This window comes from Actinophytocola sp. KF-1 (genome assembly GCF_054661535.1).
The window spans coordinates 62,259-83,307 of record NZ_BAAFVK010000022.1 but is presented as its reverse complement, the minus strand read 5'-3'; the positions used below and the strand labels follow the sequence as shown (position 1 = coordinate 83,307).

Below are 21,049 nucleotides of genomic sequence, written 5' to 3'. Positions count from 1 at the left end.
ACCACCAGCACCAACACCACCATGCTGCCGCGGCTTGACATAGAAGCTTCTTCGGCGTCCGGCTCCGCCGGATTGCTGCGCAACCCTTGACCCGCGAGCCTCCGCCACCCTAAGACAGGCCCTAACGGGCAGGCTGACGCCTGCCCGCCCCATTGCCCGCCACCACCACCGAACCAATACCGGGGCATCCCACAGGTTCGGCTTCCCCACGGGGGTGGCGCCTTTCGGCGCCGGACGGCTTCGCCGCCCTCCGCTCGGGTGGGCTTCGGCGCCGGACGGTTTCGCCGCCCTTCGCTCGGGTGGGCTTCGGCGCCGGGCGGCTTCGCCGCCCTTACCACCGGGTGGGGCTTGGCACCTTCGGCCCCGGACGGCTTCGCCGCCCTTCGCTCGGCCGGGCTTCGGCGCCTTTGGCGCGGGGCGGCTTCGCCGCCCTCGACGCGGGGTGGCTGCCCCAAGTGCTGAAAGGTCCTTCACTGCGGTAGCGCTTCCCCTCGGACCGGGTGCGAACCGACCCTCACCGCAGTGCGGTCGTCGCCTTTCGCAGGTCTTCCAGGGCTTCTCGGGCCAGTGAGCCGAAGTCCTTCCGGGACGCGGGGGCCACCCACCGGCCGAAGGCGGTCACGAACGCGAGGTTGCCGACCTCCGCCGCGAGGCGGGCCGCCAGGTCCGCCACCCCGCGCGCACGCAGCGCCTCCGCCATGGCCGCCGTCAGTTTCGCGCCCTTCAACAGCTCCCGCTCCCGCAGCGAGTCGTTGGCCTCCACCACCGACTGGCGCTGCCGCGCGAACTCCCGGCGTTCCTCCCCGAACGCCGCCTCACCCGCCGCCTCCAGCGCGGCCTGCACCGCTTCCAGTGGGCGCGCCGCGGCGGGCGCCTTCGCGATGGCTTCCGTGACGAGGTTCAGCAGGATGTCCTGGCCCGCGAACAGCACCTCCCGCTTGTCCGCGAAGTGCCGGAAGAACGTCCGCTTCGTCAGTCCCGCCCGTTCGGTGATCTCCGCGACCGTCGTCGTGTCGTAGCCCTGGTCGACGAACAGCTCCAGCGCCGCCAGCGTCAGCCGCTCCTGTGCGTTGGGCTCCCATCTCGCCATGTGACCCAGCCTACGGGATGACACTTGGTGCCATCAGTGCTAGCGTCGATGACGACACCAAGTGTCATGACTGAGAGGATCTCCCATGCGTGTCTTCGTCACCGGGGCCAGCGGGCACCTCGGCTCCGCTCTCGTTCCCGAACTGCTCAAGGCCGGACACCAGGTCGTCGGCCTCGCCCGTTCCGACGCCTCCGCCGAGGCCCTGCTCGCGGCGGGCGCCGAGGTCAGGCGCGGCGACCTCGACGACCTCGGCTCACTGCGGGACGCGGCGGCGACCGCTGACGGGGTCGTCCACCTCGCCTTCAAGCACGACCTCATGGTCACCGGCGAGTACGCCGCCGCGATCGACGCCGATCTCGCTGCCGTGCGGGCGATGGCGGACGGGCTCGCCGGCAGCGGCAAGCCCTTCGTCGGGACCTCCGGGACGTTGCTGATCGCCGGCGTCGGCCGCACCGAGGACGTCACCCGTCCCGGCGGGTCCCGCGCCGACTCCGAGAACCTCGTCGCCGGGCTTGCCGGGCGGGGGATCCGCAGCTCGGTCGTCCGGCTCACGCCGACCGTGCACAGCTCGCTGGACAGGCACGGGTTCATCCCGGTCATGATCGACGCCGCGCGGCGGGCCGGGCGGTCCGCATACGTCGGCGACGGCGCCAACCGGTGGCCCGCCGTCCACACGCTCGACGCCGCGCACCTCTTCCGCCTGGCGCTGGAGAAGGCGCCCGCCGGGGCGCGGTTGCACGCCGTCGACGACGAAGGGGTGCCGCTCCGGCTCGTCGCCGAGACGATCGGGCGGCACCTCGGCCTGCCGGTCGAGAGCATCACCGCCGAGGAGGCCGGGGCGCATTTCGGGTGGCTCGCGGGGATCGTCGCCACGGACAACCCCGCGTCCAGCGCCCGCACCCGCGAGCTGCTGGGGTGGACGCCCGCCGAGCCCGGGCTCATCGCCGACCTCGACCTCGGGCACTACTTCGCGGCCTGAAGCCACTCCGACCTGGTCAGCGCGTAGACCACGTCGCCTTCCTCCGCCCCCGGCAGCGGGTCCGGCCAGTCCGCGTGGAACGTGTCCACGTGCCGCAGCCCGGCCTTCTCCAGCACCCGCCGCGACCCCGTGTTGACGGCCATCGTCGTGGCCACCACGCGTGGCAACCCCAGCTCCGCGAACGCCCGCCGCACCAGCAGCCGGGCGCCCTCGGTGGCCAGGCCCCGCCCCCAGTACGACGGCAGCAGCCGGTAACCCAGCTCGACGTCGCCCGGGTCCAGGCCCGTGCTCGTGGCGGGCTTCAACGCGAACCATCCCACGAAGTCCGGGGCCGCCGCGGCGAACTGGCCCATGCCGGCGGGCAGCTCGTCGTACTCGCGCAGGATCGCGGGCAGCGTCGACGACTCGACGACTGCCCGCGACTCCGGCGCGTCGATGTACCGCATCACCGCGGGGTCGCCGTGCAGGCTTGCCAGCAGCTCGACGTCCGCCGCGGTGAAACGTCGCAGTATCACAGGGTTTTCGACAACCTCGTCGCCATCAGCTTCGTGAAGCGCGACGGGTCGGCCAGGTCGCCACCCTCGGCGAGCAGGGCCATGCCGTACAGCAGTTCCGCCACCTCGGCCAGGTCCGGCTTGCCCGCCGCCTGTGCGTCCCGCAGCGCGACGACGAACTCGTGCTCCGGGTTCAGCTCCAGGATGCGCTTGATCGGCGGCAGCGCCTGCCCCATCGACCGGTACATCTTCTCCAACGTGGGGGTCAGGTCGTAGGTGTCGCCCACGATGCACGCAGGCGACGTGGTCAGGCGCGTCGAGAGCCGGACCTCCTTCACCTGCTCGTCCAAAGTGGACTTCAACCAGGTGAGCAGGCCCTCGAACTCCTTCTCCCGCTCGGGGTCCTTCTCGTCGGACAGGTCCACCTGGCCCTTGGCGATGGACTGGAACTTCTTGCCGTCGAACTCGCCGACCGCGTCGACCCACATCTCGTCGATCGGGTCGGTGAGGATCAGCACCTCGTACCCCTTGGCCTGGAACGCTTCCAGGTGCGGGGAGTTCTCCACGGCCGTGCGGGACTCGCCGGTCAGGAAGTAGATCGCCTCCTGGCCGTCCTTCATCCGCTCGACGTACCCCGCCAGCTTCGTCTGCTCCTCCGCCGAGTGGGTGGAGTCGAACGAGCAGATCTCGAGGATCGCCTCGCGGTTCTCGGTGTCGTCCAGCAGGCCCTCCTTGAGCGCCTTGCCGAACTCGCCCCAGAACGTCCGGTACTTCTCCTCCGGGAGCCCCTTGATCGTCTGCAGCACCTTCTTGACGAGCCGCCGCCGGATGCGCTCGATCTGCCGGTCCTGCTGCAGGATCTCGCGCGACACGTTCAGCGACAGGTCCTGCGCGTCGACGACACCCTTGACGAAGCGCAGGTACTCCGGCATCAGCGCTTCGCAGTCGTCCATGATGAACACGCGCTTGACGTACAGCTGCACGCCGCGCTTGCGCTCCCGCATGAACAGGTCGAACGGCGCCCTGGCCGGCAGGAACAGCAGCGCCTGGTACTCGAACGTGCCCTCGGCGACCAGCCGGGCCGACTCGAGCGGGTCCTGCCAGTCGTGGCTGATGTGCTTGTAGAACTCGGCGTACTCCTCCTCCGTCGCGTCCGAGCGCGCCCAGAGGGCCTTCATCGAGTTCAGCGTGTCCTCGCCGAGGCGGACCGGCCAGGTGATGAAGTCCGAGTACCGCTTGACGATCTCGGTCAGCTTGGCCTTGTCCGTGTAGTCGTAGAGCCGGTCCTCGGTGTCCTCCGGCTTCAGGTGCAGCGTGACGGCGGTGCCCTGCGGCGCGTCCTCGACCGGCTCGACCGTGTAGGTGCCCTCGCCCGTCGACTCCCAGCGCACGCCCTCGCCGCTGCCCGCCTTGCGGGTCACCAGCGTGACCTTGTCCGCGACCATGAAGCTCGAGTAGAAGCCGACGCCGAACTGCCCGATCAGCTCGTCGGACTGGTTCTCCTTCGACTCCTTGAGCTTGGCGAGGAACTCCGCGGTGCCGGACTTCGCGATGGTGCCGATGAGGGCGACCACCTCGTCGCGGGTCATGCCGATCCCGTTGTCGCGCACCGTGAGCGTGCGAGCGACCGGGTCGGTCTCGAGCTCGATGTGCAGATCCGACGTGTCGACCTCGAGGTCCTTGTCGCGGTAGGCCTCCAGCCGGAGCTTGTCGAGCGCGTCCGAGGCGTTCGAGATCAGCTCACGCAGGAAGGTGTCCTTGTTCGAGTACACCGAGTGGATCATCAGCTGCAACAGCTGGCGTGCCTCGGACTGGAACTCGAGCGTCTCGACCTGCGCGGTCACGGGCATCCCCCTTTCAGACGTGGTTGACCGGTCGATTTTACGGGTGCCGCGACCGGCTGGTCACCGCAGGAGTAGGCCCGCGGGTGTTTCCTCCCGCGGGCCCGCGGGGGCGCTGACCTGGTTCGTGGCGGCGAACGGCAACTCAGGGCATCATGGTGAGCACACAGAGTGCTGATCATGCGATGGGGGATCCACATGACGCAGAAGCGGAGGCTGCTCGCGTTCGTCGCGGGCACGCTCGTCGCCACCGGGGTCGTGCTCGCGCCGGGCACGGCCGCGGCCGCACCGGCCATCGACTGGCAACCCTGCCCGGACGCCGACGGCGTGGACTGCGCGACCATCGAGGTGCCACTCGACTGGGCGAACCCGGCCGGCGAGAAGATCCACATCGGACTGGCGCGGCGGCAGGCCAAGGACCCGGCGGCGCGCATCGGTTCGATCCTCATGGACCCGGGCGGGCCGGGCGGCTCCGGCGTCGAGACCGTGAAGTACGGCGACGTGTTCACCGACGCCGTGAACGCGCGGTTCGACCAGGTCGGCTTCGACCCGCGCGGCATCGCCAGCTCCTCCCAGCTCCGGTGCGACGACGAGCTCGCGCAGCGGTCCGAGGAGGCGAAGCACCCGGCGAACCAGGCCGAGTTCGACCACCTGGCGTCGGTCAACCGGGCACTGCACGACAGCTGCCGCGCCAACTCCGGCGGGCTCGCGGAGCACGTCGACAACCTCGCCACCGTGAGCGACATGGACGCCATCCGCGCGGCACTCGGCGAGGAGAAGCTGACCTACGTCGGCTACTCCTACGGCAGCCTGATGGGCCAGCAGTACGCGGAGGTGTTCCCGCACCGGATCCGCGCGATGGTCACCGACGGCAACATGGACCACAGCCTGCGGACCGCGTGGGACTTCATGCGCAGCGAGACCGCGCCGGTCGAGCGCGGGTTCACCGAGTTCGCGCGGTGGTGCGACACCACGCCGGCGTGCGCGCTGTACGGCAAGGACACCAAGGCCGTGTACGCGGACCTGAAGAAGAAGGCCAGGGCGGGGACGCTCACCGGCCCGGACGGGCGGCCGATCGACTTCTACGACCTGGCGTCCTCGGCGTTCAGCGTGATGTACCCGTCCTCGTGGGGTGACCTCGCGACGTACTTCGCCGACCTGCGTGACGGCACCGCGACGCGGACCGTGTCGTTCGGCGAGGTCACGAACGTGCCGTACCCGTCGATCTGGTGCAGCGACTGGAACTACCCGGTCAAGAACCACGGCCACTACAAGCTGTTGCGGAGCAAGCTGTCCAGGGCGTTCCCGAACGTCGAGTGGTCGCCCTACGTCGACCACGCCATGACGTGCGTCGGCAGCGGCACCGAGACCACGAACCCGCAGCGGCGCCTGGACATCGACGACGCGCCGCCGCTCGTGATGATCGGCAACGTCCACGACCCGGCGACCGTGTACGAGTGGAACCTCACCGCCGCGCACCAGAGCGGCGCCCGGCTGATCACATACGAGGGCTGGGGCCACACCGCGTACGGCAACGGCGGGCCGAGCGACTGCGTGAACAAGGCGGTCGACGACTACCTGATCGACCTGAAGCCGCCGCGGTGGGGCCTGCGCTGCCCGGCGACCGAGGTGCCGGGCGCCGGCTCGACGGTGACGAAGACCAGGCCGGTCCACCCGCAGGTGGGTCCGTACCGGCTGGGTTGACGATGAGCGGCGGGGGCCCGGGATCGCCGGGCCCCCGCCTTCCTCCTGTCACCCCTGACAGCTCAGGCGGGCGTCCGCCCAGTCGGCGTGGTCGAAGTTCTTGCCGTCGCCGCCGTCGGTCACCCTCAGCGTGAGCATCCGGGCACCGGCCACGTCCGCGGTCACGGCGGTCGCGGGACCCGGGCGCAGGACGCCGCTGTCGTAGGCGACGGTGTCGTCGGCCAGGACCTGGAAGGCCACCGACCCCGGCTCGGTCGTCTCGTCGTCGAGGCCGACGGCCGCGGTGAACGTGGTGCAGCGGCCGCCGAGGTAGACCTGGATCGCGGCGGGGGCGTGGGTGCCGAGGCCCTTCTCGTACACCACGCCGCCGATCGTGATCGGGTTGCCGTCACCGCCCGCGGACTCGCCGACGCTGCGGTCCCGTTCGACCGGGCCCCAGCCGTTGGTCTCGCTGACGAACGTCAGGTCGCTCACGTACGGGGTGCCGGTCAGCGGGGGCGGCGGCACGAACACCCGCACGGCCTCCTCGACGTGCACCTGTGACGACCACAACCCGTTCGGCGCCCGGAACTCCGCGAACACCGGCACGTCGACGTAGCCCCGCGACTGCCCGACCCGGACGGTCCACCGGCCGGTCACCGACTGGCCGGCGGTCATCCGGTCGCGGGTGAGCACCGGCCCGTCGACCTGCCAGCCCTCCGGCGCGGCCGCGCGGAACCGCACGTCCTTCGCGGTGCCCTCGGCGAGGGTGAACGTGCCGGTCACCTCGACCGTCTCGCCGACCGCCGCGTCCACAGTGGACGGCGTGACGGTCACCGCGCTCGACGGCACGTCCGGCAGCGGCGTCGAGCACGACGACGCCTGGCAGAGGATCGCGGCGAACCCGCCGTTCGCGGGCACGTCGACCGACAGCGTGCTCCCGGCGCGCACCCGCTGCCGCGACCACACGACGTCACCGCGGTCGGCGGCGCCGTCCCGCACCAGTTCGACCGTCCACTGACCGCCGCCGAGGAAGCCGAGCGGGGCGGTCACCGTGCGCGCGGCCCCGACCGAGATCGCGCCGAGGAACCAGCGGTTCCCGGACCGCCGCGCGAGGACGGTCCCCTCGCCCGGGTGCCCGGCCACGAACCGCGTCTCGTCCCAGCCGGACGGCACCTGGTCGAGGAACCGCAGCGCCTCCGGGTACCGCTCGTAGGCCTCCGGCTTGTCCGCGTAGTGCGTCCAGCCCGACTCGTACACGACCGGCAGCGCGATCTCGTGCGCCACCGACGCCTCGTGCGTGCCGACGTCGAGCGACACCGGCGTGTAGTCCATCGAGCCGACGACGTTGCGGGTGAACGCCTGGACCGGGTTGTTCGCTGCGGGCGGGTAGTTCTCCGCGCCGCGGATGCCCTCCATGGTCATGATGTGCGGCCAGGTCCTGGCGAGGCCGTGCGGGATGGTCGAGCCGTGGAAGTTGACCATGAGGTGCAGCTCGGCGGTCTTCGCGAGCACCGCGTCGTACCACTGGTAGCGGGCCTGCGAGTCCGACTCCATGAAGTCGATCTTCACGCCGCGCACGCCCCAGCTCTTCACCATCGGCAGGACCGTGTCCCGCTTCTCGGCGGTGTCGAGCCGGTTCCAGTGGAACCACAGCAGCACCTCGACGCCGCGGGCGCGGGCGTACCGGACGAGCGCGGGCACCCAGTCGGCGCTCCAGCCCTCGTCGACGAGCACCGCCGACCAGCCGTTGCGCGCGGCGAAGTCCACGAAGTCCTTCTGCCGTTCGAAGTCCGACGGGCTCTGGTGCTCCGACAGCCACGACCACGCGACCTTGCCGGTGTGGATCCACGAGGTGTCGCGGAACCTCGCCGGGGTCGCGAGGTCGTCGACCAGGGTGGACTCGGTGACACGGCCGAGGTCGCCGATGATCGCGGTCCGCCACGGTGTCTGCTTGGCGGTGACCTTCGGGTCGGCGAGCACCACCTGGTAGGTGGACGTGCCAGCCGCGTGCCGCAGCCGCATGCCGGCGTACCGGCCGTCCACATCGGACTCGGTGAGCAGCGCGAAGGTGTCGCCGACCTGGAACAGCGACGGGTTGCCGAAGTCCGCGGCCGCGGCGCCGCCGGCCGTGGTCGCGACGCGGTTGGCCTCGTACCAGGCGTTGTAGGGCAGCAGCCACGCCGGCGCCTCGGCGGGCAGCGTGAACGCCGACGCCTCGCCGGTGATCTCCGCGGCGGCGGGCAGTTCGTACCGGTAGGCGACGCCGTCGGGCGCGACGCGCAGCACGACGTCGATGCGGGCGCCGCCGTCCCCGGCGAACGACAGGCGCCGCTCGGTCATCGTGGTGGCCCGCTCGCGGCGCTTGCCGGTGGTCATCGTGTAGCGCTCGTCGACCGTGCGGGTGCGGTCGCCGACCAGGTGCAGGCCGCTCGACAGGTCCGCGCCGGTGGTGTGCAGGCCGAGCGGGGCGGGGGCGAGCACCTGGGTGCCGCGGTGGCTGACGCTCAGGGTCGGGGTGCCGCTGCCGTCGAGCGCGACCTGGGCGGTCAGGGCCCGGTCCGGGCCGGTGACGGTCCAGCGATCGGGTGCGGCGGCGGTCGCGGGGACGGGTAACGCGGCGGCCAGCGCCACGGCGAGCGTGGCGGCGGTGACAAGGGACGACTTCATCGGCAACCCCACGCTCTGTTGAAACGTGACCGCTTCTGTGCGGATCCTGTTCAAGGGGTACCGGATGTGTCGGTTCCAGACAAGACTTTCGTACGAGTTCTGCGAAAGTTTGCTTAAATTGTGCTCAAGTAGGCCCGCACGCGATGCATGGCCTCGTCCGGCGACCCGTCGTTGGCGACGACGAGGCGCGGCCCGTCCCGCCGGGGGTCCCACGGCTCGTAGGCGACCGCCGTGACCTGCCGCCACGTCGGCACGACCAGCCCGTCGACGTCGCTGCGCCGCTCCTCGACCCGGCGGCGGTGCTCCGCCGGGTCGGACACGACGACCTCGATCATCCGCACCGGCGCCCCCGAGGCGCGGGCCAGCCCGAGCCAGCCCGCGCGGGCCGCCGGCACCGGGCTGACCGCGTCGACCACCACCGGCGTGCCCGCCGCCAGGCACGACGCCGCGACCTCGTGCGCGACGACGTAACCGACGGGACCGAGCGGCGGCTTCGCGAGCCCGCTGCGGATGACGGCCGCCTCGATGGCGTCGATCCGCAGGTGGGCGGCTCTCAACTCGGCGGCCGTGAGGCGGGCGAGTGTCGTCTTGCCGGTGCCCGGCCGGCCGACGAACACAACGAGCACCCGGCAATCATGCCGTGGCTACCACCCGATCGGCGGACGCGGCCAGCTCCGCAGTGGCTTTTGTCCACTTAGCGTCAACAAATCGTCCATCGCGCTTGACGACCCGCCCGCCGACGATGACGGTGTCGACCGCCCGGGTGTCCAGGGACAGCACGATCGCGCCGACGGGGTCGTGCGCGGGCAGGTCGGTGCGCAGCAGCACGAGGTCGGCGTGGTTGCCGGGGCGCAACGAGCCGAGGTCGTCGAGACAGGCCGCCTTCGCGCCGTCGACGGTGGCGGCCCGCAGCGCATCACGGGTGGTGAAGCCCGTGCCGTCGAGCCGCGCGAAGGCGTACGCGCTCCGCATGAGGCTGAACATGTCCCCCGGCCCGCTGACGACGGTGTCGGCGCCGAGCCCGGTCGGCACACCGGCCGCGACCGCGCGTGCGGTGACCGGCGCGCCGAGGCCCAGCTCCGCCTCGACGACCGGGGACACGGCGATGGTGCCGCCGCTGTCGGCGATGGCGCTGAGCGCGTCGTCGGAGTAGCTGTTGCCGTGGGCGTAGTTCGTGCGCGGTCCGAGGAAACCGTTGCGGCGCAGGAAGTCCAGCCCGCGCTCGGCGCTCGCGGCGCCGTGGCCTCCCATGTGGACGGTGACGGGCAGGTCCAGCTCGCGGGCGACGCGCCACTCCCGCAGCGCCTGCTCCTCGCTCACGATCTCCGGGCCGTAGGGCGCCATCGCCATGGTCACGAGACCGCCGGTGCGGTCGAGCACGCGACGGGCGGCGGCGACGTCCGGTTGGCTGACGCAGTAGCCGAACACGGCGCGGATGCCCGCCTCGCCGAGCGCGTCGAGCGCGGCGTCGGTGTGGTCGGGCGTGTGCTGGATGTGGGACCAGTCGACGAGGGTGGTGATGCCGGCGTCGAGGCACTCGAGCGCGCCGGCGAGGGTGCCCGCGTGCACGTCGACGGGCTGGTAGCGCGGCGCGAGCGTGGTCAGGACGAGGTCGAGGTAGCCGGGGAAGGTGAGGTCGGGGCCGACGGCGCGGATGCCCGCCTGCCAGGTGTGGCGGTGGGTGTCGACGAAGCCGGGGAGCACGAGCGTGCCGGTCGCGTCGACCACCTCGGCGCCGTCGGGCGCGGCGAGCCCGGGCGCGACGGCGGCGATGCGGCCGTCCTCGACGAGCACGTCGGCGCGGCGGACGGAGACGGGATCGGTGTCGACGGCGGTGCCGCCGCGGATGAGCAGTGCCATGCGTCGAAGGTTATCCCAAAAGCTTTCTAGAAAGCAATCAGGACAGCGGTAGGCTGCGCGTGTGCGGGACGACGTGGACGGGCTGGCCGAGCGGTGGGCAGCGGCCGGGATGGCCCCCGAGGCCGTCGCCCGGCTGGCGCTGGCGAAACGCGTCGCACGGCTCAGCCTGGTGTTCGAACAGGCGATGAAGGCGGCACTGAGCGACCTCGGCCTGACGTACGCGGAGTTCGACGTGCTCGCGGCTCTGCGCAGGGCGGGCGGCGGACTGCGCCCGAGCGAACTGGCGAAGTCGCTGTACCTGACGTCGGGCGGCACGAGCAACGTCCTGCAACGCCTGTCGGCGGCAGGCTACGTGGCCCGCGAACAGAACGAGAAGGACGCGCGAAGCCGCTACGTCCACCTGACGGCCACCGGCACCGAACTGACGGACAAAGCCATGGCCACCTCGGTGGAAGTCCACGAACGCGTACTGGCCGCAGTCCCCCCGGAAGCCATCACGCAGGCAGCGGAGGCACTGCGCCCCATCACAGCCCACACCCACCCCTGACCCCGAACCTCGCGAGTCACGCTCTCGCGCACACCGAGTTGTACGTTTCGTGCACATCGGCACCTGCACGAAACGTACAACTCGGTATGCCTGCGAGCGAGACTCGCGAGTCAGGGGCGGGTGGTGGTGTGGAGGGTGGCGGCGAATTCGAGGGTGATGCCGCCGTTGCGGTGCATGTCCTCCGCGCCGCGGAAGAAGCGTTCGCGGAAGTCGACGGCCTGTGGGGTCGGGAGGGCGTCCAGGGCCTCCGGGACGCCCTGCAGTGCCAGCCAGTCCCACAGCGCCGCCGGGCTCGGCAGGTGCTTCGGGACCGTGACGACCGTGCGTTCCGGGTCGGCGAAGCCCGCCCCGACGAGCAGTTCGTCCAAGCGTTCCGGGGTCAGCGGGTCGCCACCACCGCCGCCGCCGAAGTACTCGCGGTTCAGGTCGTGGAGCCAGCCGAGGCGCCCGACCGTCTGCCGTTCGAGTGACAGCGCCACCATGCCGCCCGGCACGAGCACGCGGTGGAACTCCGCCAGCGCCACCTCCGGCTGGTCGAGCACCTGCACCACGAACCCCGCGGTGACCACGTCGAACGAACCGTCCGGGAACCGGAGCGCGCCCGCGTCCTGCTGGAGCACCAGCATCTCCTGGTGGTCGGCCGCGAGCCGGGCCACCATGCCCGCCGACGCGTCCACCGCCGTCACCGCGCAGCCGCGGGCCAGCGCGGCCCTGGCCACGGCACCGCGGCCGGCGCCGACGTCCAGCAGCCGCGCGCCCGGCGCGGGCGCGGCCCGCGACACCAGCTCTCGGCCCAGGTCGGCGACGTAGAAGTAGATCTCTTCGTAGCGCTCGGCGAGCGCGTCGTACTTGCGCCTGCCCTGTTCGGTACTGGTCACCGGCGAACCTCCAACGCACAGCAGCGTAGGAGCGGGGCACCGGGTGCTGTACCGCCGAATCGGGGGAAGCATCACACGATCGATGGGTGCATGAACACTGTGTGCCACCTTGTCGATACGGGACCGTTCCCGCGCGCGATCGACCATGATGACGGCGTGAGCGAGGTGGCGGGACTGCCGGCCGGGGTCGAGGTGTACCGGTTCGGCGCGGACGGGACGTGCACGGTGACCGACGCGGCCGGGGCGCGGCCGCTCGGCACGGACGAGGAACTCCTCCGGTTCATCGACGACGGGCAGCTGGCGCACTACTTCGTCGGCGACGCGCGGACGTCCCCGGACCGGCCGAGCAACGCGACGTACAAGCTCGGCGTGGTCGCCCCGCACAGCGCGTTCACCCCGCACGCGCACGGCGGCGAGCACTTCGTGCTGAGCCTCGGGCACGCGTCGTGCGGGCTGTTCGACGAGCGCCGGGACACCGCCGTCGACCTGCGCCTCACGCCGGGCACGATGGTGCGGATCCCCGCGATGATGCCCCACTCGTTCGGCAACCGGGCGGGCACGCCACTGCTGATCCTCGCCGCCAACACCGGGTTCGGCATCGACCACGAGGACTACGCGATCACCGCGGCCGAGGCCGACCGGCGCGGCGCCGTGGAGCTGGCGAAGGCGCTGCTGGCGCTGGCGGAACGCACGCCGGACCGCACGACGACGTGGCGTGAGCGCGTCGCGAGCGGGCTCCGTCGCCTCGCGTCCAGAGTGGACGGTGCGCCGTGATCTGCCCGCACTGCGCGAAGAGCCTGCTCGCCAGGCAGCGCACCGGTTCGACGTGCACGTACTGCAAGCGCCGGTTCGCCTTCGACCCCAAGACGAACAGCCTCGGCCTGCACGACCTCAAGGTGCGGCGGCACGCGGAACGGCTCACCGCGGGCGGCCTGTCGTACACGCGGCGGCAGCTGTGGTACGCCGTCTCGCGCAAGAAGATGAGCGAACCGGCCCAGCCGCTCAGCGGGTGCGGCTGCGGCACGTTCGTCCTGCTGACGATCCTCGTGGTGGTCTTCGGCGTCGCCGTCCAGCCGTCCGGGGACGCGCTCGCCGGGGTGATCATCGCGGCGGTGGTCGTCCTCGTCGCGGCCAACATCGTCTTCATGGTCCTGCGGCCGGTCATGGCGGCCCGCAGGGAGATCGAGCCGCCCGTGTCCGAGAGCAGGTTCCTCGGCATGCTGACGACCTGGCGGGACGTCTACGGCACGAGCCCGCCCGGCATGATCGACACCGTGCCACCGGCCGCCGTCCCCCAGCCCGCGGCGGCGCTGGTGTGCCCGGACACCACGGTCCTCGACTGCCTCGTCGCGAACGGCGTGCCGCAGCGTGACAAGCTCGCCCTCGCGACGAACGCGGCCGCGGTGCCGCCCGCGGTGCCGGTCGTCCTGCTGCACGACGCGAGCGTGCCCGGGCTGCGGTTCGCGGCCGCGACGCGGGCCGCACTGGCCGGCCGGGTGGTCGTCGACGCGGGGCTGCGGCCCGCGCACGTGCTGCGCGGCCGGGGACTGCCGCGGCTGCGCGGCACGAAGGTCGACGCGGCACAGCTGCACGGGCTCGACCTGACCCGTGAGGAGAGCGGCTGGCTCGCCGCGGGCTGGTGGTCGCCGGTCGGCGCGGTGCCGCCCGCGAAACTGGTGTCCGCTGTGGACAGGGCGCTGACGAGGGTGGACCGGGACCGGTCGCGTGCGGCGGAAGTGGGGTTCATGACATGGCCGGAGTGATGGCCCGCGCGCTGCGGGTCGCGGCCGAGCGGGTGGCCGAACCGGGCGGCCTGCGGTTCACCGAGCGGCAGCTGTACTACGAGCTGTGCCGGGTGCTGCGGCCGTGGCACCGGGTCGGCAGGCGGCTGCCGTTCACCGTCGCGCCCCCGGTGTCCTATTCGGACTTCCGGGCGGCGCTCGGGCCGGTGGCCGGTCTCCTGCCGCCGCCGGTCCCGGCCGGCGTGCCCGGCCGGCACACGCCGGAGCCGGACCTGTTCGACTACGGGCTGCCGAGGCTGCTGGTGTGCCAGTCGGCGGCGGTCGCGGACATGTTGCGCGCCAACGGGTTGCCGATGGAGTCCGCGTGCCCGGTGTTCAGTGTGGACGACCTGCCGCTCGACGACCGGGTGGTGTCGATGCTGGCGCGGGTGGACGGCACGATCCACGTGCTGCACGACGCGAGCGCGGCCGGGCTCGCCGTGCCGGGGCTGATGCCCGCGGGGGTGCGGGTGTCGCCGCTCGGGCTGAACCGGCGGCAGGCCGCGGCGCTGCACCTGACGCACGGCCGCGGCCCGGACGGGCGGTTCGCGGAGGTGGAGGCCGTGCGGCCGGCGGTGTTGCTGCGCAGCGTGCACCGGCTGGTGCGCGAGGTGCGCCCGCACCGGCCGAGGTGGACGACCGGCCGCGAGGTCGGGTTCCTGACCTGGCCGACCGCGTGAGGAGGGACGACCGTGGCTGAGATCCCCTACCGCGACGAGCTGCTCGCGGACCGCACGGTGCACCGCGCGTACGCCGACGGCCGGGAGGAGTGGCGCACGCGGGACGGCGGGCTGGTGCGGTGGCGCGACAACCGCGGCCGTGCGGGCACCGACGAGCTGCTGGGGCAGCGGATCATCAAGCGCACGTACGCGGACGGGTCCGTGGTGTACGCGCGGGACGTCGGGTACGGGCGGACGCTGTGGCGCGACGGGACGGTGACGGTGAACCGGACGTCGTTCCGCGGGCGGCTCGGCGTGGTGCTGGCCGCGGTGGCGGGCGGGGTGCTGCTGGGGTCGATGACGCCGCCACCCGCGGAGATGACGCTCGCGGAGGAGGAAGCGCTGCGGCGGCAGGCGCAGGACGCGGGGTCCGCGGGCGGCGGTGGCGGTGGTGGTGACAGCGGCGGCTACAGCGACTGGGACGACAGCGACGACGGCGGCGACGCGGACGGCGACTTCGGCTGACGCGCGCGGCCATTCGACAACGTGAACGGAGAGCAGGATGCCCAGGTGGGTGGCGTGCCAGGGGCCGGACGCGGCCGGGCAGCTCGCGGCCATGGGGGGTCAGCCGATCGTGGTGGGGGCGGCCGCCGGCCCCCCGATCACCAGCCTAGCCGCGGGGACCGACAGTTCCGGGGCACGCGATAGCGGGCCTGTGGACAACTCGGTCGCCCTCGGGTTGGTGCCTGGCACCGGGCCCGCGGTCGGGCCGGTGCGGGCCGGGGACCTCGTCGCCGTCGGTGAGGTCACGCTCTTCAACGCGGCCGACCTGCGGCGGCGGACCGGTGCGCCCGCCGGCGCGACCGACGCCGAGGTGCTGCTGCACGCGTACGCCACGGGCGAACTCGCGGCCGCCGAAGGCATGTTCGCGCTCGCCGTCGTCGACCGCGGTGCGCTCGTGCTGGTCCGCGACCACGTCGGTGCGCGGACCGCCTTCCACGCCACCGCGGGCGACCACTGGGCCGCCTCGACGTCGTTGCGGGCGCTGCGCGGCTGGCCCGCGCTCGACACCGGGCTGCACCTGCCCGCCGTCACGTCGTTCCTGACGTTCGCCTACCTCCCCGGCGCCGACACGTTCCTGCGCGGCGTCCACGAGGCGCTGCCCGGCCGGGTCACCACCCGCGACGGTGACCGGACGTACTGGGAACCGGAGGAGATCGCCGACGACCGGCCCGCCGAGGCGCACGCGGACGAACTCCGCGCGCTGCTGGAACAGGCGACCGCGTGCCGCCTCCCCGACGCCGAGCCGGCGGCCGTGCTGCTGTCGGGCGGCATCGACTCGAGCCTGGTGACCGCGCTCGCGGCCAAACTGCACGACCACCCGGTGCGGACCTACTCGATCAGCTTCGGCGCCGACCTGCCCAACGAACTGGGCTACTCCGGGCTCGTCGCCGCGCACTGCCGCACCGAGCACACGGTGTTGTCGGTCAGCGGGGACACCGTCGCCGCGCGTCTGGAGGGCACGGTCGCGTTGCTGGACAGCCCGGTCGGCGACCCGCTGACGGTGCCGAACCTGCTGCTGGCCGAGGCGGTGGCGGCGACCGGCGCGACCGCGGTCCTCAACGGCGAGGGCGGCGACCCGGTGTTCGGCGGCCCGAAGAACCTGCCGATGCTGATCTTCGAACTGCACCGCGACGACGCGAGCGCGGACGCGCGGGCCCGCGCGTACCTGGACTCGTACCGCAAGTGCCACGGCGACCTGCCGGTGCTGCTGACCCGTGAAGCACAGGACGCCCTCGCCGGCGCGCCGCCGCTGACCGACCACGTGGCGCCGTACCTGCGCCCGGGCCGGATGCGGAGCCTGCTCAACCAGTTGCTGCACACGAACCTGCGCACGAAGGGCGCCCACCACATCCTCACGAAGGTCGAACGGCTCACGGCGGCCACCGGCGTCGAGGGCCGCGCCCCGCTGTTCGACCGCGCGGTGATCGACCACGCGTTCCGCGTGCCACCCCGGTACAAGCTCAACGGCACGGCCGAGAAGTGGATCCTCAAGGAGGCGGTCCGCGACCTGCTCCCGGCGACGATCGTGGACCGGCCGAAGAGCGGGATGCGCGTCCCCGTACAGCAGTGGCTGCACGGACCCCTGCGCGACCTCGGCCACGACCTGCTCCTCGGCCGGACCGCCCGCGCCCGCGGCCTGTTCCGTCCCGACACCGTCGAGACCTGGTTGCGCCGGGAAGGCACGCTCCTCCCCCGCCAGGGCGGCAAGCTGTGGCTGCTGCTCACGTTGGAGTTGTGGCTGCGCTCGTTCGGGCTCTGACCACGCACAGAACGTCACTCATTTCTTGCGTTTCCACTCGGTCGCGTGAATTTCCGCGTGTTTTCTGCCCCCCGGGTAGCGTATTTACGGGGAAGTTGTCGCGCGGCTACTTTCGGACCAGGTCCCGTACATCGAGAAATGGGGAAACAAACCATGTTCCGAAGAATTTCCGTCGCCGTCATCGCCGTGACGGCGACCGTGCTCACCGCCGCTCCCGCGTCCGCCGCACCAGGCCTGCTTCCCAGCAGCTGCGCGGAGATCCGCGCCGCGCTGCCGGTGGCGGGCGACGGCAACTACGTCCTCGTCACCGAATCCCGGATCCTCCCGGTCTACTGCCACGACATGGCGGGCACGCCCCGCGAGTACGTCACGCTGAACGCCCAGAACTTCTCCCAGTACACCGCGGGCGGCGCGTCGCCGGGGAGCGATGTCCGCACCACTTTCTCGAAAGTGCGAATCGACCCGGCAACGCTGACCGTCGACATCGCGGACCTCACGTTCGCGACGTCGACCGGGCAGCTGCGGCACGGCGGCGACACCGTCACCGCGATGCCGTACGGGGTCGCGATGGCGTGCACCGGCGGGCCGTCCGGCGTCGGCCGCGTCGACCTCACCGGCACCGCGTTCGTGCTCGCCGACACGTTCGTCATCGGCGGCAACGGGCCGAGCGGCGAGGCGGTCGAGCGGGCGGACGGCCGCGCCGCGGACCTCACCGGCGGCGGGTTCTGCGGCTGGATCAACCCGGCGCCCGTGCTGTACAACCCGTACAACCCCAGCGCGCCGACCTACCGCCTGGAACTCGCCTGCGGCCCGTACAACGCGCTCGACGTGCTACTCGGCCGCGCCTGCGTCAACCTGCCCTGACCGGCCCCGGGACCCCGCGAGTCGCGCTCTCGCGCATACCGAGTTGTACGTTTCGTGCGCGCGGACCTCCACGAAACGTACAACTCGATGTGCCTGCGAGCGTGACTCGCGAGTCAGTGGGTGCCGATCACTGCTGTCGCGGCGAGGTTTTCGTCCGTTGTCACTGTTGCGGTCAGGCCTGCCGACGTGAGCAGGTCGGCTGCGAGCGGGGCCTGGCGGGTGCTCATCTCGAACAGCAGGTGGCCGCCCGGTGCGAGCCATTCCGGGGCCCCGGCCACGACGCGGCGCAGCACGTCGAGCCCGTCGCCGCCGCCGTCGAGGGCCACCAGGGGCTCGTACATCCGGGCCTCCGGCGGCAACAGCGCCACCTCCGCGGACGGCACGTACGGCACGTTCGCCACCAGCACGTCGACGCGTCCGCGCAGCCGTGTCGGCAGGGCGTCGTAGAGGTCGCCCTCGTACACCGCGCCGTTGACGTTGCGGCGGGCGCAGCGGACGGCGGCCGGATCGATGTCCGCGGCGGACAGGTCCACGTCGGGCACGGCCACGGCGATCGCGGCGGCCACCGCGCCGGAGCCGCAGCACAGGTCGACGACCACGGCGCCGCGGCGGGCGAGCCGGATCGCCTGGCGGGCGAGGAACTCCGTGCGCCGCCGGGGGACGAACACGTCCGGGTCGACGGCCACGCGCAGGCCGAGGAACGCGGCCCAGCCGAGCACGTGTTCCAGCGGCACGCCCTCGGCACGCCGGTCGACCATCGCGGCCAGTTCGAGCGGGGTGGTGGCCGCCTCGAGCAGCAGCTTGGCCTCGTCCTCGGCGAACACGCAGCCGGCGGCACGCAGCCGCGCGACGACGTCGGTACTGAGATCAGATGTCATGAGCGCCTTTCGCTGTGGGCGCTCCCCGGCTCTCCTAGGCCGTACGAGGTGAGAGCACCCAGCCTGCAACAGCGTTGATGGTTCTCACCTCCTGGCGTCGAGCGGACGCGGCAAGGTTACCTCGCCGCGAGCCGGGACAGGAAACCCCTCAGCCGTTCCTGTGTGGCCGGTGCGCTCCACAGCTCGGCGACGCCCGGATCATCCAGTTCGCGCCGCGCCGCGATCCGTTCGTGCGCGGGCGCGTGCAGTTGCCGTTTGGCGAGCGCGTACGCCTCGGGCGGCGCGGCCGCGAGCGCGGTCGCGCGGGCGATGGCGGCGGGCATCAGGTCGTCGGTCAGCTCGTCGACCAGGCCGATCCGGTGCGCCTCCGCACCCGGCAGCTTCTCGGCGGTCAGCACGAGCCGGTCGACGGCCGGGCCCGCCGCGTGCCGCATGATCTCCATGGGCACGGTGGGGAACGGCACGGCAGCGGCCAGTTCGGTCACCCCGATCGTGCCGCCGGACATGAGCCGCACGTCGCACGCGGCGGCCAGCACGCACCCACCGGCGAGCGCGTGCCCGTTCACGGCGGCCACCACCGGGCGCGGGTGGTCGAACAGCGCCAGCATCGCGGTGCTCAGCGCGGGCAGGAACGCCGCGACGTACGCCGGGCCGCCGTCGACGATCCGCTTGAGGTCGACCCCGGCGGAGAAGCAGCGTCCGGCGCCGGTGAGCACGACCGCCGCCGCGTCCGCGACCTCGTGCAACGCGCGGGGGAACGCCGTGAGCAACTCGAGGTCCAGCGCGTTGACCGGACCGCGGGACATGGTGAGTACGGCGACGTCGCCGTGTTCGGAGGTCTCGAGCACGGGTTCAGCATGCCCTTTCGGGCGGACAATGGTGCGACGGATGGCGGTACGGCCGGTCTGGGGGAAAGTCGTAAGGTTTCCTCGCTTCGGGGGCTCCTTGTCGATGCACGTCGCTTTGCCGTTACCCGGAGGTCGAATCGTGAGTGAACGCACTGACACCGAGTTGGTGGCCGGTGTGCTCGCGGGCGACCGGGAGGCGTTCGGGGCGGTCTACGACCGCTACGCCGACCGGTTGCACGACTTCTGCTGGTCGGTGCTCCGCGACCGTGACGAGGCCGCCGACGCCGTCCAGGACACCTTCGTCCTCGCCGCCGAACGCCTCGGTCAGCTCAACGACCCGGAGCGGCTCCGGCCCTGGCTGTACGCCATCGCACGCAGTGTGGCGTTGCGCAGGGTCCGTGTCCGCGGCCGCGTCGTGCTCGACGAGGTGGAGGACATGGCGGACACGGACCCGGGGCCGCACCGCGCGGCGGAACAGAAGGCGCTGCGGGACCTGGTGTGGTCGGCGGCGGCCGGACTGTCCGAACGCGACCGCGCGCTGCTCGACCTGCACGTGCGCCAGGGCCTGGACGGCGCGGAGCTCGGCGAGGCCATGGGCGTCAGCGCCGGCCACGCGTACGTGCTGCTCACCCGGCTGCGCGACCAGGTCGAACGGTCGCTCGGCGCGCTGCTCATCGCGCGTCTCGGCCGGGAGGACTGCACGGAGCTCGACGCGCTCCTGTCGGACTGGGACGGCCGGTTCTCCCCGCTCATGCGCAAGCGCGTGGCCCGGCACGTCGACTCCTGCGACGTCTGCTCGGCACGGCGGCGGGTCGCGGTCAGCCCGCTGGCACTGCTCGCGGGTGTGCCGCTGCTGCCCGCGCCGCTGTTCCTGAAGGACCGCGTGATGGCCGAGGTGCGGCTCGCGTCGGCGGACCGGACGCTGTTCCCGCCCGTCGCGCCGCCACCGGCCGGGGATCGGACGCGGTCACGGCGCGGCCGGGTGGTCGCGGCCGGGGTGGCGGTGCTCCTGCTGCTGGCCCTCGGCTCGGCGGTCGTGTACTGGCGCAGCGACGGCCCCGTCGAGGGCGAACCGCTGGCGCTCGAGCACAGCGTGCCCGCCACGACCACCACCACCGCGTCGACCACGGTCGCGCCGACCACCACGACGGCGCCGACCACGACGACGACCACCAGCACCACCACGACGACCACCACGACGACCACGAGGGCGCGGCCCACCACCACGACGACGACCAGCCGCCGCACCACCACGACCACGACGACCAGGGTCCTGCCCCCGCCCCCGCCTCGGGACACACAACCGCCGGCCATCACCGGCGCCTCCGCGGGCGGCGACATCTACGCGGTGAACTGCGGCAGCCCCAACACCACCACGGTGGCGGCGTCGGGCACCGACAACGTCGGGGTGGTGTCGGCGACGCTGAGCTGGACCGACCCGGCGGGCACCGCGGGCAGCGCGGCGATGACCCTCGTCCGCGGGATGTGGCGGGCCACCCTCGGCCCGTTCCCGACCTCCGGGGTCGTGCCCTGGACCGTCACGATGGCCGACGCCGCGGGCAACACCTCCGCGACCTCGGGAAAGGTCACCGTGTACTGCCCGGTCATCGGCTAGAAAAAAGTTCTGGGGAAAAGTTGTAAGGGTCTCCCGGGG

General features: G+C 72.3%; 19 protein-coding genes. 10 read left to right on the top strand and 9 right to left on the bottom strand.

Annotated features, from left to right (window positions below):
- Window positions 1-514 precede the first annotated feature (514 nt).
- Window positions 515-1,090: a TetR/AcrR family transcriptional regulator gene (locus tag ACYQ77_RS42810; protein WP_459723065.1), complete on the bottom strand. Its 576-nt coding sequence runs from the start codon at window positions 1,088-1,090 to the stop codon at window positions 515-517.
- An 85-nt stretch (window positions 1,091-1,175) separates the two neighbouring features.
- On the opposite strand from ACYQ77_RS42810, the gene ACYQ77_RS42805 reads away from it, so the two are divergent.
- Window positions 1,176-2,069: an SDR family oxidoreductase gene (locus ACYQ77_RS42805; RefSeq protein WP_459723063.1), complete on the top strand. Its 894-nt coding sequence runs from the start codon at window positions 1,176-1,178 to the stop codon at window positions 2,067-2,069.
- Here ACYQ77_RS42805 and ACYQ77_RS42800 read toward each other — a convergent pair.
- Entirely contained in the window at window positions 2,054-2,584 is a 531-nt protein-coding gene (locus ACYQ77_RS42800; protein ID WP_459723061.1) for a GNAT family N-acetyltransferase, read from the bottom strand. The genes ACYQ77_RS42805 and ACYQ77_RS42800 overlap by 16 nt on opposite strands.
- Window positions 2,581-4,407: a molecular chaperone HtpG gene (gene htpG / locus ACYQ77_RS42795; protein WP_459723059.1), complete on the bottom strand. Its 1,827-nt coding sequence runs from the start codon at window positions 4,405-4,407 to the stop codon at window positions 2,581-2,583. The genes ACYQ77_RS42800 and htpG overlap by 4 nt, the downstream gene beginning before the upstream one ends.
- Before the next feature lie 195 nt (window positions 4,408-4,602).
- Between htpG and ACYQ77_RS42790 the strand changes: the two genes are divergently transcribed.
- Window positions 4,603-6,108, top strand: coding sequence for an alpha/beta hydrolase (locus tag ACYQ77_RS42790; RefSeq protein ID WP_459723057.1), 1,506 nt, complete (start codon window positions 4,603-4,605; stop codon window positions 6,106-6,108).
- A 48-nt stretch (window positions 6,109-6,156) separates the two neighbouring features.
- Here ACYQ77_RS42790 and ACYQ77_RS42785 read toward each other — a convergent pair whose 3' ends face one another.
- The 3 genes from ACYQ77_RS42785 to ACYQ77_RS42775 form a co-directional block, all read right to left on the bottom strand.
- On the bottom strand, window positions 6,157-8,757 hold the full coding sequence (locus tag ACYQ77_RS42785) for a glycoside hydrolase family 97 catalytic domain-containing protein (RefSeq protein WP_459723055.1): 2,601 nt from the start codon (window positions 8,755-8,757) through the stop codon (window positions 6,157-6,159).
- A 113-nt stretch (window positions 8,758-8,870) separates the two neighbouring features.
- Complete coding sequence (locus ACYQ77_RS42780) at window positions 8,871-9,383, bottom strand: AAA family ATPase (RefSeq protein ID WP_459723053.1); 513 nt, start codon at window positions 9,381-9,383, stop codon at window positions 8,871-8,873.
- A gap of 7 nt (window positions 9,384-9,390) precedes the next feature.
- A complete protein-coding gene (locus tag ACYQ77_RS42775; RefSeq protein WP_459723051.1) occupies window positions 9,391-10,617 on the bottom strand; it encodes an amidohydrolase family protein in 1,227 nt (408 codons plus the stop codon).
- A gap of 61 nt (window positions 10,618-10,678) precedes the next feature.
- On the opposite strand from ACYQ77_RS42775, the gene ACYQ77_RS42770 reads away from it, so the two are divergent.
- Complete coding sequence (locus ACYQ77_RS42770) at window positions 10,679-11,164, top strand: MarR family winged helix-turn-helix transcriptional regulator (RefSeq protein ID WP_459723050.1); 486 nt, start codon at window positions 10,679-10,681, stop codon at window positions 11,162-11,164.
- Between the two features lie 110 nt (window positions 11,165-11,274).
- Here ACYQ77_RS42770 and ACYQ77_RS42765 read toward each other — a convergent pair whose 3' ends face one another.
- Window positions 11,275-12,042, bottom strand: a complete 768-nt coding sequence (locus ACYQ77_RS42765; protein WP_459723047.1) for a class I SAM-dependent methyltransferase — start codon at window positions 12,040-12,042, stop codon at window positions 11,275-11,277.
- A 156-nt stretch (window positions 12,043-12,198) separates the two neighbouring features.
- On the opposite strand from ACYQ77_RS42765, the gene ACYQ77_RS42760 reads away from it, so the two are divergent.
- The 6 genes from ACYQ77_RS42760 to ACYQ77_RS42735 all read left to right on the top strand — a co-directional run bounded on the left by ACYQ77_RS42760 (window position 12,199) and on the right by ACYQ77_RS42735 (window position 17,669).
- Window positions 12,199-12,816 carry a cupin domain-containing protein gene (locus tag ACYQ77_RS42760; RefSeq protein WP_459723046.1) on the top strand — a complete coding sequence of 206 codons (618 nt, stop codon included), beginning with the start codon at window positions 12,199-12,201 and terminating at the stop codon, window positions 12,814-12,816.
- Window positions 12,813-13,805 carry a hypothetical protein gene (locus tag ACYQ77_RS42755; RefSeq protein WP_459723043.1) on the top strand — a complete coding sequence of 331 codons (993 nt, stop codon included), beginning with the start codon at window positions 12,813-12,815 and terminating at the stop codon, window positions 13,803-13,805. Before ACYQ77_RS42760 ends, ACYQ77_RS42755 begins: the two co-directional genes overlap by 4 nt.
- A complete protein-coding gene (locus tag ACYQ77_RS42750) occupies window positions 13,793-14,503 on the top strand; it encodes a hypothetical protein (RefSeq protein WP_459723041.1) in 711 nt (236 codons plus the stop codon). The genes ACYQ77_RS42755 and ACYQ77_RS42750 overlap by 13 nt, the downstream gene beginning before the upstream one ends.
- A gap of 12 nt (window positions 14,504-14,515) precedes the next feature.
- On the top strand, window positions 14,516-15,007 hold the full coding sequence (locus tag ACYQ77_RS42745; RefSeq protein WP_459723038.1) for a hypothetical protein: 492 nt from the start codon (window positions 14,516-14,518) through the stop codon (window positions 15,005-15,007).
- Window positions 15,008-15,224: 217 nt separating this feature from the next.
- Window positions 15,225-16,805: an asparagine synthetase B family protein gene (locus ACYQ77_RS42740; RefSeq protein ID WP_459723037.1), complete on the top strand. Its 1,581-nt coding sequence runs from the start codon at window positions 15,225-15,227 to the stop codon at window positions 16,803-16,805.
- Between the two features lie 153 nt (window positions 16,806-16,958).
- Complete coding sequence (locus ACYQ77_RS42735) at window positions 16,959-17,669, top strand: GON domain-containing protein (RefSeq protein WP_459723035.1); 711 nt, start codon at window positions 16,959-16,961, stop codon at window positions 17,667-17,669.
- 113 nt (window positions 17,670-17,782) lie between these two features.
- Here ACYQ77_RS42735 and ACYQ77_RS42730 read toward each other — a convergent pair whose 3' ends face one another.
- Window positions 17,783-18,547: a putative protein N(5)-glutamine methyltransferase gene (locus tag ACYQ77_RS42730; RefSeq protein ID WP_459723033.1), complete on the bottom strand. Its 765-nt coding sequence runs from the start codon at window positions 18,545-18,547 to the stop codon at window positions 17,783-17,785.
- A gap of 116 nt (window positions 18,548-18,663) precedes the next feature.
- A complete protein-coding gene (locus tag ACYQ77_RS42725; RefSeq protein ID WP_459723032.1) occupies window positions 18,664-19,395 on the bottom strand; it encodes an enoyl-CoA hydratase/isomerase family protein in 732 nt (243 codons plus the stop codon).
- A gap of 139 nt (window positions 19,396-19,534) precedes the next feature.
- Here ACYQ77_RS42725 and ACYQ77_RS42720 point away from each other — a divergent pair, with 139 nt between their 5' ends.
- Window positions 19,535-21,010 (top strand): RNA polymerase sigma factor, encoded by a 1,476-nt coding sequence (locus tag ACYQ77_RS42720; protein WP_459723029.1) that lies wholly within the window; start codon window positions 19,535-19,537, stop codon window positions 21,008-21,010.
- Window positions 21,011-21,049 lie beyond the last annotated feature (39 nt).